This is a genomic window from Frigoribacterium sp. CFBP9029, assembly GCF_034045305.1.
GTDB lineage: Bacteria > Actinomycetota > Actinomycetes > Actinomycetales > Microbacteriaceae > Frigoribacterium.
Genome location: NZ_JAXCWB010000004.1, coordinates 149,137 through 165,004, shown reverse-complemented (window position 1 = coordinate 165,004; position 15,868 = coordinate 149,137). Strand labels below are relative to the sequence as shown.

At 68.3% G+C, this 15,868-nt stretch carries 13 protein-coding genes and 2 tRNA genes; 7 read left to right on the top strand and 8 right to left on the bottom strand.

Going from position 1 to position 15,868, the window contains the following annotated elements; translation table 11 throughout:
- Positions 1–5: 5 nt before the first annotated feature.
- The 5 genes from SOM11_RS07390 to pknB all read left to right on the top strand — a co-directional run bounded on the left by SOM11_RS07390 (position 6) and on the right by pknB (position 7,835).
- The gene (locus SOM11_RS07390) at positions 6–1,250 is read left to right on the top strand and encodes a PP2C family protein-serine/threonine phosphatase (protein WP_243213722.1); all 1,245 of its coding nucleotides are present in this window, start codon (positions 6–8) and stop codon (positions 1,248–1,250) included.
- Entirely contained in the window at positions 1,234–2,697 is a 1,464-nt protein-coding gene (locus SOM11_RS07385; RefSeq protein ID WP_414655453.1) for an FtsW/RodA/SpoVE family cell cycle protein, read from the top strand. The genes SOM11_RS07390 and SOM11_RS07385 overlap by 17 nt, the downstream gene beginning before the upstream one ends.
- On the top strand, positions 2,697–4,172 hold the full coding sequence (locus tag SOM11_RS07380) for a peptidoglycan D,D-transpeptidase FtsI family protein (protein WP_192061196.1): 1,476 nt from the start codon (positions 2,697–2,699) through the stop codon (positions 4,170–4,172). Before SOM11_RS07385 ends, SOM11_RS07380 begins: the two co-directional genes overlap by 1 nt.
- Complete coding sequence (locus tag SOM11_RS07375; RefSeq protein WP_320477648.1) at positions 4,169–5,971, top strand: protein kinase domain-containing protein; 1,803 nt, start codon at positions 4,169–4,171, stop codon at positions 5,969–5,971. Before SOM11_RS07380 ends, SOM11_RS07375 begins: the two co-directional genes overlap by 4 nt.
- Positions 5,972–6,140: 169 nt before the next feature.
- Positions 6,141–7,835, top strand: a complete 1,695-nt coding sequence (gene pknB, locus SOM11_RS07370) for a Stk1 family PASTA domain-containing Ser/Thr kinase (RefSeq protein WP_320477647.1) — start codon at positions 6,141–6,143, stop codon at positions 7,833–7,835.
- A 181-nt stretch (positions 7,836–8,016) separates the two neighbouring features.
- Here the strand turns inward: pknB and SOM11_RS07365 are convergent, their stop codons facing one another.
- Together SOM11_RS07365 and SOM11_RS07360 are read right to left on the bottom strand one after the other, a co-directional pair.
- Positions 8,017–8,655 carry an anthranilate synthase component II gene (locus tag SOM11_RS07365; protein ID WP_192061199.1) on the bottom strand — a complete coding sequence of 213 codons (639 nt, stop codon included), beginning with the start codon at positions 8,653–8,655 and terminating at the stop codon, positions 8,017–8,019.
- A gap of 160 nt (positions 8,656–8,815) precedes the next feature.
- Positions 8,816–9,589 (bottom strand): class E sortase, encoded by a 774-nt coding sequence (locus tag SOM11_RS07360; protein ID WP_320477646.1) that lies wholly within the window; start codon positions 9,587–9,589, stop codon positions 8,816–8,818.
- Between the two features lie 107 nt (positions 9,590–9,696).
- Here SOM11_RS07360 and SOM11_RS07355 point away from each other — a divergent pair, with 107 nt between their 5' ends.
- On the top strand, positions 9,697–9,945 hold the full coding sequence (locus SOM11_RS07355) for a cell division protein CrgA (RefSeq protein ID WP_192061201.1): 249 nt from the start codon (positions 9,697–9,699) through the stop codon (positions 9,943–9,945).
- 172 nt (positions 9,946–10,117) lie between these two features.
- Here SOM11_RS07355 and SOM11_RS07350 read toward each other — a convergent pair whose 3' ends face one another.
- Positions 10,118–10,975: a rhomboid family intramembrane serine protease gene (locus tag SOM11_RS07350; RefSeq protein ID WP_192061202.1), complete on the bottom strand. Its 858-nt coding sequence runs from the start codon at positions 10,973–10,975 to the stop codon at positions 10,118–10,120.
- The gene (locus SOM11_RS07345; protein WP_192061203.1) at positions 10,976–11,515 is read right to left on the bottom strand and encodes a peptidylprolyl isomerase; all 540 of its coding nucleotides are present in this window, start codon (positions 11,513–11,515) and stop codon (positions 10,976–10,978) included.
- A 138-nt stretch (positions 11,516–11,653) separates the two neighbouring features.
- On the opposite strand from SOM11_RS07345, the gene SOM11_RS07340 reads away from it, so the two are divergent.
- Positions 11,654–12,190, top strand: coding sequence for a hypothetical protein (locus SOM11_RS07340; protein ID WP_243213713.1), 537 nt, complete (start codon positions 11,654–11,656; stop codon positions 12,188–12,190).
- Between the two features lie 295 nt (positions 12,191–12,485).
- Here the strand turns inward: SOM11_RS07340 and SOM11_RS07335 are convergent.
- From SOM11_RS07335 to gyrA, 4 genes are all read right to left on the bottom strand, one after another.
- Positions 12,486–12,558 (bottom strand) — tRNA-Ala (locus tag SOM11_RS07335).
- Positions 12,559–12,598: 40 nt separating this feature from the next.
- Positions 12,599–12,672, bottom strand: a tRNA-Ile gene (locus tag SOM11_RS07330).
- A gap of 84 nt (positions 12,673–12,756) precedes the next feature.
- Positions 12,757–13,164 (bottom strand): DUF3566 domain-containing protein, encoded by a 408-nt coding sequence (locus SOM11_RS07325; RefSeq protein ID WP_243213711.1) that lies wholly within the window; start codon positions 13,162–13,164, stop codon positions 12,757–12,759.
- On the bottom strand, positions 13,157–15,826 hold the full coding sequence (gene gyrA, locus SOM11_RS07320) for a DNA gyrase subunit A (protein ID WP_192061205.1): 2,670 nt from the start codon (positions 15,824–15,826) through the stop codon (positions 13,157–13,159). The genes SOM11_RS07325 and gyrA overlap by 8 nt, the downstream gene beginning before the upstream one ends.
- Positions 15,827–15,868 lie beyond the last annotated feature (42 nt).

The window sequence follows — 15,868 nt, the reverse complement described above, 5'->3', positions numbered from 1 at the left end:
GCCCGATGACGCCTCCCAAGAGCGCGGCTCTGTCCAATGTGGGCAAGATCCGCTCGAACAACCAAGACAGCGGCTATGCCGGCGGTCGTCTGTTCGTGGTCGCCGACGGGATGGGCGGGCATGCGGGTGGCGACGTCGCCTCCGCCATCGCCATCCGTCGGATCCGCGAGACCGACAAGCAGTACAGCTCGCCCGGCGACGCCGAGTTCGCTCTGCAGTCGTCGCTGATCGCGGCGAACCAGCTGCTCGCCGAGACGGTGTTCGAGCATCAGGAGCTCACGGGCATGGGCACGACCGTCAGCGCGATGCTGCGGGTCGGCGACAGCATGGCGATCGCGCACATCGGCGACTCGCGCATCTACCTGTGGCGCGAGGGCGAGCTCAGTCAGATCACGGCCGATCACACCTTCGTGCAGCGACTGGTCGACAGCGGTCGCATCACGGCCGAAGAGGCCGCGGTGCACCCTCGTCGCAGCGTGCTGATGCGCGTGCTCGGCGACGTCGACGCGGCTCCCGAGATCGATACGGCCATCCTCGGCACGCAGCCCGACGACCGCTGGCTGATCTGCTCCGACGGTCTCAGCAGCTATCTCGCCGAAGACCGCATCAAGAAGGCCCTCGCGGCCGGGCTCGACCCCGAGCAGACCGCCCGTCGTCTCGTGAAGGAGACGCTCGACCACGGCGCCCCCGACAACGTCACCGTCGTGATCGTCGACGTCGACGAGTCGGGCGACTCGTCCGTCGAGCCGCCGGTGACGGTCGGTTCCGCCGCCGTCCCGCTGACCTTCGAGGGCGAGACGGGTCGCAAGTCGCTCCGGCTGCCCACGATCCTGCTGCACCCGCTCAAGGTGGCGACCACCCCCGAAGACAGCCACTTCGAGCCCGAGTCCGACGAGTACCTCGCCGAGCTCATCGCCGAAGACAAGCGCCGTCGCCGTCGCCGCCGCATCACGTGGCTGGCCGCGCTGGTGGTCGCGATCGGCGCACTCGTCGCCGGTCTCGTGCTCACCTACCAGTGGACCCAAGACCACTACTACGTGGGTCAGCAAGAGGGGACCGTCGTGATCTACCGGGGCGTGCAGCAGACCCTCGGGCCGATCGCGTTGTCGAGCGTGGTCGAAGAGACCGATCTCGACGTGTCCGATCTGCCGAACTACACGCAGCGGACCGTCGAAGACACGATCAACGCCGGTTCGCTGGCCGACGCCCGCGCCATCGTCGAGAGGTTGACCGATGCCAGCACCCGGTGACGACACGTCGACCGAGCTGATCGGTCGTCCTTCAGGAGGCGCGCGAGGGTCCGCCGAGACCCCCCGCCCCGCACCCGTGGAGCCCACCAGTCTGACGCAGGCCATCACCATCCGTCTGCGGCAGCCGGCCCGGCTCCGCAACCTCGAGCTGCTCATGCTGCTCATCGCGTGCGGCATCTGCGCGGGCGCCGTGGTGCTCGTGCAGCTCGGCGCCACCGACGCCATCGATCCCAGCGTGCTGATCGCCGGCTCCGCCGTGCTCGGTCTCGGTCTGATCTTCCATGTCGTGCTGCGCGTGGTCGCCCGCGAGGCCGACCCGTTCATCCTGCCGATCGGGCTCGCCCTGAACGGCATCGGCATCGCGATGATCTACCGCATCGACCTGGCCTACGGTCGTTCGGGCTGGGAGGCCTTCGGCATCAAGCAGATCGCCTGGACGGCGATGGCCATGGTGATCGCCCTCGTCGCGCTGTTCGTGGTCCGCAACTACCGCATCCTGTCGCGGTACCGCTACATCGCCATGTTCGTCTCGATCGTGCTGCTGCTGCTGCCGCTCATCCCGGGTCTCGGCCGAGAGGGCCTGAACGCGCGCGTCTGGATCGACATCGGGCCGTTCTCGTTCCAGCCGGGCGAGATCGCGAAGATCACGCTGGCGATCTTCTTCGCCGGCTACCTGGTGACCGCGCGCGACAACCTCTCGCTGATGGGCCCGAAGATCCTCGGCATGCGGTTCCCGCGACCGCGCGACCTGGGGCCGATCCTCATCGTCTGGCTCGTCGCCATGGGCGTGCTGATCTTCCAGCGCGACCTCGGGACGTCGCTGCTCTACTTCGGGCTGTTCCTCGTCATGATCTACGTCGGCACCGGTCGTGCGAGCTGGATCGTGCTGGGTCTGACGCTGTTCCTCGGGGGCGCGATCGTCGCCTCCACGTTCCTGGGCTACGTGCAGGGGCGCTTCGCCGCCTGGCTGAACCCCTTCGACCCGGCGGAGTACAGCGCCGACGGCGGATCGTTCCAGCTGGTCTCCGGTCTGTTCGGCTTCGCGAACGGCGGGCTGATCGGCACGGGGCTCGGTCAGGGTCGACCGCAGACGACGCCGCTCGCCGAGAGCGACTACATCTTCGCGTCGCTCGGCGAAGAGCTCGGTCTCGCCGGCATCTTCGCGATCCTCGCGCTCTACCTGCTGCTCGTCTCGCGCGGGTTCCGCATCGGCTTCGTCGGTCAGGACGACTTCGGCCGGATGCTCGGCGTGGGTCTGGCCTTCGTCATCGCCCTGCAGGTCTTCGTGGTCATGGGCGGCGTGACCCGCGTCATCCCCCTGACCGGTCTGACGGCGCCCTTCATGGCCGCCGGCGGATCGTCCCTCGTGGCGAACTGGATCATCGTGGCCCTGCTGCTGCGTCTGTCCGACTCGGTGCGCAATCAACCCAGGCTGGTGATCGGCTGATGAACAAAGAACTGAGACGAGTGAGCCTCGTCGTCCTCGCGATGTTCGTCGCGCTGTTCGTGTCGAGCACGTACATCACGACGTTCCAGGCCGACGCCCTCCGGGCCGACCCGCGCAACTCGCGCTCCCTGCTCGCGAGCTACTCGGCCCAGCGGGGTCCGATCCTCGTCGGCGGCGAGCCCGTGGCGCAGTCCGACCCCGTCGACGACGTCTACGAGTACCAGCGCTCGTACCCGCAGCCCGAGCTCTACGCGCCCGTCACCGGCTACTACACGCTCGGTCAGGGGTCGCGGGGCATCGAGGACGCGATGAACCAGTACCTCACCGGCAACGCGAACTCGCAGTTCTTCGAGCAGATGAACTCGCTGCTGACCGGCCAATCGCCCGAGGGCGCCACGGTGAACCTCACGCTCGACCCGGCCGTGCAGCAGGCGGCCTTCGACGCGCTGGGCTCCAACAACGGCTCGATCGTCGCCGTCGAGCCCTCCACCGGCAAGATCCTCGCCATGGTGTCGAAGCAGAGCTACGACCCCAACCCCCTCGCGAGTCACGACAGCGCCGCCGTCAAGGCCGCGTACGACTCGCTCGTCGCCGACCCGGCCGACCCGCTGCAGAACAAGGCCATCGAGGGCAACCTCTACGTGCCGGGGTCGACCTTCAAGCTCATCACCGTGGCGGCGGCGCTCGAGAGCGGCGACTACACGCCCGAGAGCGCGTTCCCGAACCCGTCCACGCTGACGCTGCCCGGCACGTCGACCAACATCAACAACGCCGAGGGCGGCAGCTGCGGCGGCGGCGACGAGGCGACGATCGCGACCGCCCTCCGCCTGTCGTGCAACATCCCCATGGCCCAGCTCGGTCGCGCGCTCGGCGCCGACGCGTTGAAGGAGCAGGCGCAGGCCTTCGGCTTCGACGACGACTCGATCGAGATCCCCCAGTCGGTCACCCCCAGCCAGTTCCCGATCGAAGACGCCGACGGCGCCGAGATCAGCGACGCGTCCCTCATGCTGCAGTCGTTCGGACAGGGCAACGACCGCGTCACGCCGCTGCAGATGGCGATGGTGTCGGCCGCGATCGCCAACGGCGGGACGCAGATGGATCCGACCCTGATCGACAGCGTCCTGAACCCCGATCTCAGCCCGGTGGAGGATTTCTCGCCCACCGAGTACGGCGACCCGATCAGCTCCGACACGGCGTCGACGATGACCGACATGATGGTGGACGACGTCGCCGACGGCGCGGCCAGCAATGCAAGAATTAGCGGTGTCGATGTGGCCGGCAAGACGGGCACGGCGGAGAACGGCCCAGGCGAGCCGTACACGCTGTGGTTCACCGGCTTCGCCCCGGCAGCCGACCCCGAGGTCGCAGTCGCGGTCGTCGTCGAGAACGGCGGCGGGCAGGGACAATCCGCGTTCGGAAACAGTGTCGCGTCACCAATCGCGAAGAAAGTCATTGAGGCGGTGCTGAACAAATGAGACCTTCGGGCGGAATCACCTTCGGTGGGCGTTACCAGCTGTCGACCCGCGTCGCCATCGGCGGCATGGGCGAGGTCTGGGAGGCCACGGACCTCGTGATCGGGCGCACCGTCGCCATCAAGATCCTGAAAGACGAGTACCTCGGCGACCCCGGGTTCCTCGAGCGCTTCCGTGCGGAGGCCCGCCACGCGGCCCTCGTCAACCACGAGGGCATCGCCAACGTCTTCGACTACGGCGAAGAGGAGGGCAGCGCCTACCTGGTGATGGAGCTGGTGCCCGGCGAGGCCATGTCCACCGTGCTCGAGCGCGACCGCGTGCTGCCGACCGACAAGGTGCTCGACATCGTCGCCCAGACGGCGTCGGCTCTGCAGGCCGCCCACGCCGCGGGCCTCGTGCACCGCGACATCAAGCCCGGCAACCTCCTCGTCACGCCCGACGGTCGGGTCAAGATCACCGACTTCGGCATCGCGCGCATCGCCGACCAGGTCCCGCTGACCGCGACCGGTCAGGTCATGGGCACGGTCCAGTACCTCTCGCCCGAGCAGGCCAGCGGCCACCCGGCCTCCCCGAGCACCGACATCTACTCGCTCGGCATCGTCGCGTACGAGGCCCTCGCCGGTCGACGTCCGTTCACGGGCGAGTCGCAGGTCGCCATCGCGATGGCGCAGATCAACGAACAGCCACCGGACCTCCCCGCCACCGTCTCCGAGCCCGTCCGCCGACTCGTCATGTCGTGCATCTCGAAGAAGCCGGGCGAGCGACCCGCGACGGCCTCGGCCCTCGCGCAGGCCGCCCGCGCCCTGCGTCGAGGCGACGTCGGCGCAGCGACCGTCGCCGTGCCTGCCATCGGCGCCGCGGCCCTCCCCGCCGACGACGCGACCCGCGCCTTCGCGGCGCAGGACGCGACCACGCAGCTCTTCAACCCGAACGCCACGGGTGCGGGTGCGGCCGTCACCGGCGCCTACACGCCCGGGTCCGCAGACCCCGACGCCCTGCGCGACGACGACCTCGACGACGAGCCGAAGCGGCGGAGCCCCTGGTTCTGGCCCCTCATCGTGCTCGGGGTGCTCGTCCTGGCCGGTGCGGTCGCCGTGATCGCCTTCGCGCTGAGCTCGAACGAGCCCGCACCCGCGCCGACCTCGTCGTCGGCCGCGCCGTCGACCGAGCCGAGCCCGACGCGGACCACGCCGAGCCCGACGCCGAGCCCCACGCCCGACACGGTCAACGTCGTGCCCGGCGACTACGTCGGCATGAGCGAGAGCGACGCACGGGCGGCGCTCGGCGCCCTCGGCCTCGCGGTCGAGTCGGCTCCGAGCTCGGCGGCCCCCGCCAGCGCTCAAGACGTCGGCACCGTCGCGAGCCTGAACCCGAGCGGCAACGTGCGCAAGGGCAGCACCGTGACGATCCTGATCTACCAGGAGGCGCCCCAGCCGACCCAGCCCGGGTCGCCGACCGCGTCGCCCACCCAGATCACCGCCGACGGCACGGACGCCGCCACGATCACGTGGGAGCCCTACGCGGGCTGCCCGGCCGGCTACTCGCTGACCGGCTACTCGTACTCGATCACAGGGGGCACCGACACGGCGGGCCAGACCGGCGGCGCCGTCGGCGCGAACGTCTCGTCGATCCAGGTCGTGACGACGACTCCCGGCAACGTGACCGTCGCCTACGTCGCGAACTGCGGCGACCTCGCGTCCGACCCGTCGCCCGGGGTGACGGTCACCGCGACGGCCGACGAGTCGCAGCCGACCGCCGAGCCGACGGCTACTCCGACGGCCCCCGTCGACCCCACCCCGTAGCACCCTCTCGTGGCCACGGCCCTCGCCGGCCGTGGTCACGAACCCGTGACAATCATCCCCACGACGGACCTCGACACCCGATCTGGGGCCAGACGGCCAAGTACACTTGCTGCGACCGTGTGTTCCGAGTTCGCGGTCTCGTGAGGGAGTGTACGGCGTGGTCGAAGGCGTGAGAGAGGGCATCGAACTCCTCGCCAACCGCTACCAGATCGGTGAGCGCATCGGTCGTGGCGGCATGGCAGACGTGCACGTCGGCACCGACGCCCGTCTGGGTCGTCGCATCGCGATCAAGCTGATGAAGCCGGCGCTGGCCACCGATCCGGCGTTCCGCACCCGGTTCCGCCAAGAGGCGCAGGCCGCTGCGCGGATGGCCCACCCGACCATCGTCCGCGTGTTCGACGCGGGCGAAGAGACCGTGCGCTCGGCCAACGGCCACGAGGTGCAGGTCCCCTTCATCGTCATGGAGTACGTCGAGGGGCGCCTCCTCAAGGACATCGCAGCCGAGGGCCCGATGGAGCCCGCCGAGGCCGCGCGCATCACGCAGGGCATCCTGACGGCGCTCGAGTACTCCCACCGTGCCGGCGTCGTGCACCGCGACATCAAGCCCGGCAACGTCATGATCAACCACGCCGGCGAGGTCAAGGTCATGGACTTCGGCATCGCGAGGGCCATCTCCGACTCGTCGGCCACCGTCGCCCAGACGACCTCCATCCTCGGCACGGCCCAGTACTTCAGCCCCGAGCAGGCCCGGGGCGAGACCGTCGACGCCCGCACCGACCTCTACTCGACCGGTGTGCTCCTCTTCGAGCTGCTCACCGGGCGTCCGCCGTTCCGGGGCGAGTCGCCGGTCGCCGTGGCCTACCAGCACGTGAGCGAGCCCCCCGTCCCGCCCAGCACGATCATCCCGAGCATCTCGCCTGCGCTCGACGCCGTCGTCCTGCACGCGTTGGCCAAAGACCGCTTCGAGAGATTCCAGACCGCGGCCGAGTTCCGCTCCGACGTCGAGGCCGCCGCCGACGGGCGGGCGCCGAATCGTCGTCGCCCCGCCGCTGCCGCCGGCTCGACGCTGTTCGGCGTCAACCCCGCCGCGGCGGCGGGCAGCGAGGCGGCGCTGAAAGAGCTCGCCTCCGACGACAACACCCGCCCGCAGCGCACTCAGACCCGACCTCCGGTCGCCTGGATCTGGGCCGGCATCGTCCTGGTCGCCATCGTCATCGTCGCCGTCGTCTTCTGGGTCGTCAATCTGACTCCTCCCGTGGTCGACAACACGCAGTCCGCGCGCATCCCCGATCTCGTGGGGGTCAGCTACGAAGAGGGCTCCGCCGAGCTCGGCGAGCTCGGACTCGACGTCACCCGGGCCGAGATGCCCGACGACACCGTGTCCGAGGGCGACATCGTCTCGACCGATCCGACCTCGGGCATGTCCGTCCCTCTCGACACCACCGTCACGGTCACCGTCTCCACCGGCCCCCAGCTGGCGGCCGTGCCCGACATCGTCGGCTCGCAGGTCGACGCGGCCTGGGTGTCGTTGTCCGATGCTGGCTTCACGCAAGGCCAGCAGACCACGGACTACTCGCCCGACGTCGCCCAGGGCGCGGTCATCTCGGCCGACCCGGCGACGGGCACGGAGGTGCCGACGGGCAGCACGGTCGATCTGATCGTCTCGAACGGGCTCGTCAACGTCCCCGATGTGACGGGGCAGTCGACCGTCGACGCGAACACGCAGCTCGGCGAGCAGCTGCGACTCGTCGTGACGCTCGAGTCCGACTTCACCTGCTCGGGCGGCGTCGTCGCCGGGCAGACGCTCGCACCCGGCGATCAGCCGCAGGGTTCGGCCATCACCCTCCGGGTCTGCAGCGGCTGACCGAGCGAGCGCGCGAGCGCTGCCGAGTCACGCCAGCCCGCCTCGAACCGCGTTCGCGAAGATGAACCGCGATGTACCGCGGTTCATCTTCGCGAACGCGGTTCATCGACATCGCACCCACCCCGGTCCACCTGACCCGTCGCGCCGCCCGGCGCCCGCCGTGGGCTCAGCGCGCCCGCTCTCAGCTGAGGTCGAGCAGCGGTGACAGCCCTCGGGCCGTGACCTTCGCCTCGGGCAGCCCCGCCTCGCCGAGCCAGTTGCCGATCATCTGGTAGCCGCCCTCGGTCAAGACCGACTCGGGGTGGAACTGCACGCCGTACACGGGTGCACTCCGGTGCCGTAGGCCCATGATGATGCCGCCCGTCGTCCGTGACGTGACCTCCAGGGCCTCCGGCACGGTCTCGTCGACGACGGCGAGCGAGTGGTAGCGCGTCGCGGTGAACGGCTGCGGCACGCCGTCGTAGAAGGGGCTGTCGTCGTGCGTCACGGCCGAGGTCTTGCCGTGCATCAGCTCTTCGGCGTGGGTCACCGTCGCACCCAGCGCCTCGGCGATCGCCTGGTGCCCGAGGCAGACTCCGAGCAGCGGCTTGTCGACCTGCAGGGCGGCGTTCACGACGTCGATCGACACCCCGGCGGCCGCGGGCGTGCCCGGACCGGGCGAGAGCAGCACGGCGTCGTAGTCGCCGATGCGCGCGGCCGCGTCGCGACCCGAGAAGGAGTCGTTGCGGACGACCTCCGTCTCGGCGCCCAGCTGCTGCAGGTAGCCGTTGAGGGTGTACACGAAGCTGTCGTAGTTGTCGACGACCAGGATGCGCGTCATGGGTTCTCCACAGTGACGTCGGGGGCGGGCAGCAGCTCGTTGACGGCGGGGAAGACCCACTCGACGAGTGCGAAGAGGACCGCTGCGAGCAGGACCAGCACTATCACCAGCCGCACCCACCACGGACCCGGAAGAATACGCCACAGGGCTGCGTACATGATCAGCTCCCCACACCGGTGGCGGCGAGCCCGGCCGGAGGCCCGGCGGAGAGCGGCTGCCACGAATCGAAGACGCCGTAGGCGACGATGCGCTCCTGGGCGGTGAACATCGGATTGCAGCTGGTCAACGTGATGAGTCGCTCGCCCGAGGCGGACGAGACGTCCGGGGCGTCGGGCACCGGCTGCAGCACCGACACCTGGGTCGCCTGGACGTACTGCAGATTGCGGAAGCCGTAGGTGTACCAGCCGTCCTTCGTCTCGACGTACATCTTGTCGCCCGCACGGAGGTCCGCGATCGCGTTGAACGGGGCGCCGTAGGTCGTCCGATGCGCGGCGATGCCGAAGTTGCCGACCTCTCCCGGCATCTGCGTCTGGTCGTAGTGCCCGATCCCGACCGTGTTGAGGGTCTTGACCGTGCTCGTGCCCCCGGCGATCGGCACGGCGTAGTCGTCGCCGAAGCGCGGCACGTAGAAGTTCGCGAACTCCTCGGCCTCCGTCGGCTGCTCGCCCACCGGCGGATCGCCGAACGACCCGTCGGCGTCGGGCTCTCTCGCCGGCCCGGCCTCCTGCTCGAAGCGCTCACTGAGACTCGACGCCTGATCGCGGTGCTCGCCGGCGACGACGAGGTCGTTGAACCACTGCTGCCACCCGATGAAGAGCAGCACGAGCGCACCGGCCGTGATCAGCAGCTCACCGACGACACCCACGAAGGAGGTGCGGTGAGGGGCCCGACGCGACCGCGGCTTCCGACCGGGTCGGCGCTGGTCGTCGGTCATGGCTCGATTCTAGGTGCAGGCCCTCGGGGGCCGGCCGTCTCGGAGACGGCTGTGGACGGATCGACCTCCCCCGCGCCTCCTGAAGGCCCCACGGTATGATGTCGGCCATGGCCAAAGACACGAACCGCACCTCGAAGCCCATCGATCCGCGCGAGACGCGCACGGCCGCAGACGCCCCGAACCCGGTGTGGTTCAAGCCCGTCATGTTCGGCTTCATGCTGATCGGGCTCGCCTGGATCGTCGTCTTCTACGTCAGCCAGAGCACGCTGCCCGTGCCGTCGATCGGCTCATGGAACATCCTCGTCGGCTTCGGCATCATGTTCATCGGGTTCCTGATGACGACCCGCTGGCGCTAGAACACACCTTCGGACTTACACGGATGTAACTATCCCCAGTGTTAATAAACCTGTGGATAACTTTCTGTGGACAACGGTGTGAAAAGTCCCGGCCCGGCCACGAACGACAGAAGAGGCGGCTCCTGAACGGAGCCGCCTCTTCTGTCGTCTGCGTGTTCGAACCCTCGCCGGGTCAGATGATGCCGTAGGCCTGTGCCAGTTCGTACGAGCGCCAGAACACGATCGCGAGCACGACGACGCCGATCCCGGCGATCGCGGCGGTCTGGACCGCGCGCTTCGACCGATGCCGGGTCTTCGAGAACACGAACGCGACCGCGGCACCGGCCACGAGGCCGCCGACGTGCGCCTGCCACGAGACGTTCGGCAGGACGATGCCGATCACCAGGTTGATGCCGACCAGAACCAGCAGCTGCACCCCGTTCGAGCCGCCCAGACTGCGGGCGATCACGAAGAACGCCGCCATGAGGCCGAAGATGGCCCCGGAGGCGCCGATCACGCTCGACAACGGAGCGATCAGCGAGACCGCTGCCGCGCCTCCTACCCCGCTGATGAAGTACAGCGCCAGGTAGCGACCTCGGCCCAGCGTCCGCTCGAGCTGCCCGCCGAAGATGAACAACGCGTACATGTTGAACAGCAGGTGCAGCAGACCGGCGTGCGCGAACAGCGACGTGACGAGTCGCCACGGCTGCGTGATCTCGAACGGCGCCGAGAACGACAGCTGGTTCGTCAGAGCGGAACCGAAGACGAACTGCAGCACGTACACGAGCACGCTGACGCCGATCAGCGAATACGTCGCCACGGGCGCACCGCTCGCCGACGCGCTCCGCATGCGGGTCACGACGGCGGGCTGGACCCGCGGGGCGTTGCTGCGCGCCTCACGGACGCACTCCGGGCAGTGCACACCGACGGCCGCCGGTGTCTGGCACTGCCCGCAGATGGTCCGTCCGCAGCGCTGGCAGAGCACGAAGCTCTGCCGATCGGGGTGTCGGTAGCAGAAGTTGCCCGCATCCGACGGAGAGGGTCGCGTCACTTAGACCTCGTCGATGGTGACGCTCTGGATGACGACGTCCTCGAGGGGCTTGTCGCGAGCGTCGGTCTTGACCGCCTCGATGGCGTCGACGACCTTCTTGGACTCGTCGTCGGCCACCTCGCCGAAGATGGTGTGCTTGCCTTGCAGCCAGGGGGTGGCGACGGTCGTGATGAAGAACTGCGAACCGTTGGTGCCCTTGCCGCCCTGGGTGCCGGCGTTGGCCATGGCGAGGACGTACGGCTGGCTGAAGTCGAGCTCGGGGTTGATCTCGTCGTCGAACTGGTAGCCGGGGCCGCCGATGCCCTGGCCGAGCGGGTCGCCGCCCTGGAGCATGAAGTCCTTGATGATGCGGTGGAAGACGACACCGTCGTAGAGCTTGTCGGTGCTGACCTTGCCGGTGCCCGGGTGCTTCCACTCGATGGTGCCGGTGGCGAGGCCGGTGAAGTTGGCGACGGTCTTGGGGGCGTGGTTGCCGAACAGGTTGACCTTGATCGTGCCGAGCGAGGTCGTCACGGTGGCAACAGAAGTGTGCTTTGACATGGGCCTCATTCTTTCACAGGGGCCCGTCGACCTCAGGGTGGGTACAGAATTCGTGGTGTTCCCTGTCAGGTTGCGTCGTGCCAGGATGGAGGAGCCAGTATCCCTCTGGCCCCGTTGCCTACTCGTTGGAGGAACACTGTGGCCCTGTCACGCAAGCAGAAGAAGGAACTGAAGAAGTTCAAGAAGCACGCGTCCGACGTGTGGACGGAGCAGCGCGAGGTGCTCGGCCACGCTGGCAAGGTCCTCGTCGACGTCCGCGACGCCGGAGTGAAGGCCGCCAACAAAGAGGTCGTGCCCCGGGTCCGCTCCGCGGTGGACAACAACGTCCGCCCGGCCGTGTCGACCGGTCTCGCCGCCGGCAGCAAGTACGCGACCAAGGCTCAGGACCGCCTGAAGCACGACGTGTACCCGAGCGTGCAGTCGTACCTGAACGGTCTCGACATCACGAACGACCCCAAGGTGCAGAAGGCCGTCAAGAACGCCAAGAAGCAGGGCGCGAAGGTCGCGAAGAAGTACGCTCCCGCCCCCAAGAAGTCGGGCCCCGGCGTCGGCGGCGTGCTGCTGATCGGCGTGGGCGTCATCGCGCTCGGCGCTCTCGTCTTCGCCGCCGTGCAGACGCTCCGTGCCGACGACGAGCTCTGGGTCGCGGACGACGACGCCGACACGAAGGCTTAGTCTCCCCCGAACCACCGAGAGGGCCCGCATCCACCGGATGCGGGCCCTCTCGCCGTCCGGAGCCGGCAGACGCTGAACCACGACTCATGCGGCGGGTTCCCGTCATCCGTGGCGGGTCAGCGCTGACCCGCCACGGATGACGCGAACCCGCCGAACCGGACTGCACGGCCCCGAGCACCGAGTCTTCGAGCCCAGCGCCCCGAGCCCCGAGCCCCGAGCCCCGAGCCACGCGAGCACAGACAAGAAATCCCCGCTGCCCGAGGACATCGGGGAGCGGGGAAAGAAGTACTTCTCGTGGAGCCTAGGAGAATCGAACTCCTGACATCCTGCTTGCAAAGCAGGCGCTCTACCAACTGAGCTAAGGCCCCGTGGAGCTGGGGTTTCACCCGCTGGTGGATCTCACGGGAGTGGGGCTAACAGGACTTGAACCTGTGACCTCTTCGTTATCAGCGAAGCGCTCTAACCGCCTGAGCTATAGCCCCCGAACCGTCGTAAAGCCTACAACACCACGACGGAGTTTCCGAATCGTCGACGCGGCGGCCGCGTCGACGATTCGCTGGAACGGATCAGTTGTTGGTGAAACCGACGAGGAGACCGCCGGTCACACGCACACTGAGGTTGTAGAGCACCGCGACGATGGCGCCGATCACGGTGCCGATCACGACGTTCAGGATGGCGACGACGATCGCGAAGAGCATGACCTGGCCGATGCTGAACGACTCTTGGATCGAGAAGTCCTGATCGCCGAGGATGTCGCGCAGCAGCTGGTCCAGGTCGTTGAAGATGCCCGTCTGGTTGAGGATCAACCAGATCAGGAACGTCGCGACGACGGTGATGATGCCCAGGGCGACCGCGATCAGGAACGAGAGCTTCACGACCGACCAGAAGTCGATGTAGACCAGCTTCAGCCTGACCTGCTTGGTGCCCGCAGGTCGCTTGGCTTTGCGCTGGAGTCGCTCGGCGACACTACTCATTGATCGGTTCCTCTCCGGTGGTGCCGTCGTTCGGCACATCGGTCGTCGTGGCGTCGGTGTCGACGGCGTCGATCACGTCTCCGGGACTGACGGCCGGTACGGCCTCGTTGTCACCGACGGCATCGATGACAGCCTCGTCGGACTGTGCCACGAGGTTGCGCTCGGTGTTGCGCGCCACGGCGATGATCCGATCATCTGCGGCGAACCGTGCGAACACGACACCCATGGTGTCGCGGCCCTTGGCAGGCACTTCGGCCACGGCAGACCGTACCACCTTGCCGCTCGACAGCACCACGAGCACCTCGTCGTCCTCGCCCACGATGAGTGCGCCGGCGAGGTCGCCCCGCGCCTCCGCGAGCTTGGCGACCTTGATGCCGAGACCGCCTCGGTTCTGCACCCGGTACTGGTCGGCGGCGGTGCGCTTGGCGTAGCCGCCCTCGGTCACGACGAACACGTAGCCCTCGTCGTCCGAGACCGACGCCGACAGCAGCGTGTCGCCCTCGCGGAAGGTCATGCCCTTCACACCCGACGTCGACCGACCCATCGGACGCAGCGAGTCGTTCGTCGCCGTGAAGCGGAGCGACATCCCGTGGCGGGAGACGAGCAGCAGATCGTCGTGTTCGTCGACCAACAGGGCGGAGACGAGCTCGTCGTCGTCGCGCAGGTTGATCGCGATGATGCCGCCGGTGCGGTTCGTGTCGTACTCGGTGAGCGCGGTCTTCTTGATCAGACCGTCGCGGGTGGCTAGCACCAGGTACTGGGCCACCTCGTAGTCGCGGATGTCGAGCACCTGCGAGATCTGCTCGTCGGGCAGCATCGCGAGCAGGTTCGCGACGTGCTGGCCCTTCGCGTCGCGACCGGCCTCCTGGAGCTCGTAGGTCTTGGCGCGGTACACGCGACCCTTGTTCGTGAGGAACAACAGCCAGTGGTGCGTGGTGGTGACGAAGAAGTGGTCGACGACGTCGTCGGCGCGCAGCTGCGCACCCCGCACGCCCTTGCCGCCGCGGTGCTGGCTGCGGTAGTTGTCGCTGCGGGTGCGCTTCACGTAACCGCCGCGGGTGATGGTGACGACCATCTCCTCTTCGGGGATGAGGTCCTCGACGCTCATGTCGCCGTCGAAGCCGAACATGATCTCGGTGCGCCGGTCGTCGCCGAACTTCTCGGTGATCTCGGCCAGCTCGTCGCTGACGATCGTGCGCTGGCGCTCGGGCTTCGCGAGGATGTCCTTGTAGTCGGCGATCTCGCGCTCGAGCTTGTCGGCGTCCTCCTGGATCTTCTGCCGCTCGAGGGCGGCCAGACGGCGCAGCTGGAGGTTGAGGATGGCCGAGGCCTGGATCTCGTCGACCGTGAGGAGGTCCATCAGGCCGACCCGCGCCTCCTCGACGGTGGGCGACCGGCGGATCAACGCGATGACCTCGTCGAGGGCGTCGAGCGCCTTCAGGTAGCCGCGCAGGATGTGCACGTCGGCTTCGGCCTTCTTCAGACGGAAGCGGGTGCGCCGCTGGATGACGTCGATCTGGTGATCGACCCAGGCCGAGATGAAGCCGTCGAGCGCGAGCGTGCGCGGGATGCCGTCGACGATCGCGAGCATGTTCGCGCCGAAGTTCTCTTGCAGCGACGTGTGCTTGTAGAGGTTGTTCAGCACGACCTTCGCGACCGCGTCGCGCTTGAGCACGATGACGAGTCGCTGACCGGTGCGACCCGAGGTCTCGTCGCGGATGTCGGCGATGCCGCCGACGCGACCGTCTTTGACGAGCTCGGCGATCTTGATCGCCAGGTTGTCGGGGTTGACCTGGTACGGCAGCTCGGTGACGACGAGGCAGGTGCGACCCTGGATCTCTTCGACGTTGACGACGGCGCGCATCGTGATCGAGCCGCGACCCGTGCGGTAGGCGTCCTGGATGCCCTTGACGCCGAGGATCTGCGCACCCGTCGGGAAGTCGGGCCCCTTGATGCGCTGCATGAGCGCCTCGAGCAGCTCTTCGCGCGACGCCTCGGGGTTCTCGAGGTACCACTGCGCACCCGACGCGACCTCGCGCAGGTTGTGCGGCGGGATGTTCGTGGCCATGCCGACCGCGATGCCGACCGAGCCGTTGACGAGCAGGTTCGGGAACCGGCTGGGCAGGATGGCCGGCTCTTGCGTGCGGCCGTCGTAGTTGTCTTGGAAGTCGACGGTGTCTTCGTCGATGTCGCGGACCATCTCGAGTGCGAGCGGCGCCATCTTGGTCTCGGTGTACCGCGGTGCCGCGGCGCCGTCGTTGCCGGGCGAGCCGAAGTTGCCCTGGCCGAGCGCGAGCGGGTAGCGCAGGCTCCACGGCTGGACCAGACGCACCAGCGCGTCGTAGATCGCCGTGTCGCCGTGCGGGTGGAACTGACCCATGACGTCGCCGACGACGCGCGAGCACTTCGAGAACGCGCGGTCGGGGCGGTACCCGCCGTCGTACATCGCGTAGATGACCCGGCGGTGCACGGGCTTCAGGCCGTCGCGGACCTCGGGCAGCGCGCGCCCGACGATGACGCTCATCGCGTAGTCGAGGTACGAGCGCTGCATCTCGAGCTGGAGGTCGACCTGCTCGATGCTGTCGCGCTTCAGCGCCGCCGCGAAGGTGGGCGTGACCTCGGGGTCGGTGCCCTCGGGGGTGTCTGTCGGCTCGTCGGCCATGATTCTCCGTTTGTCGTCGTCGGCCCCGATCTGCTCCGCGGG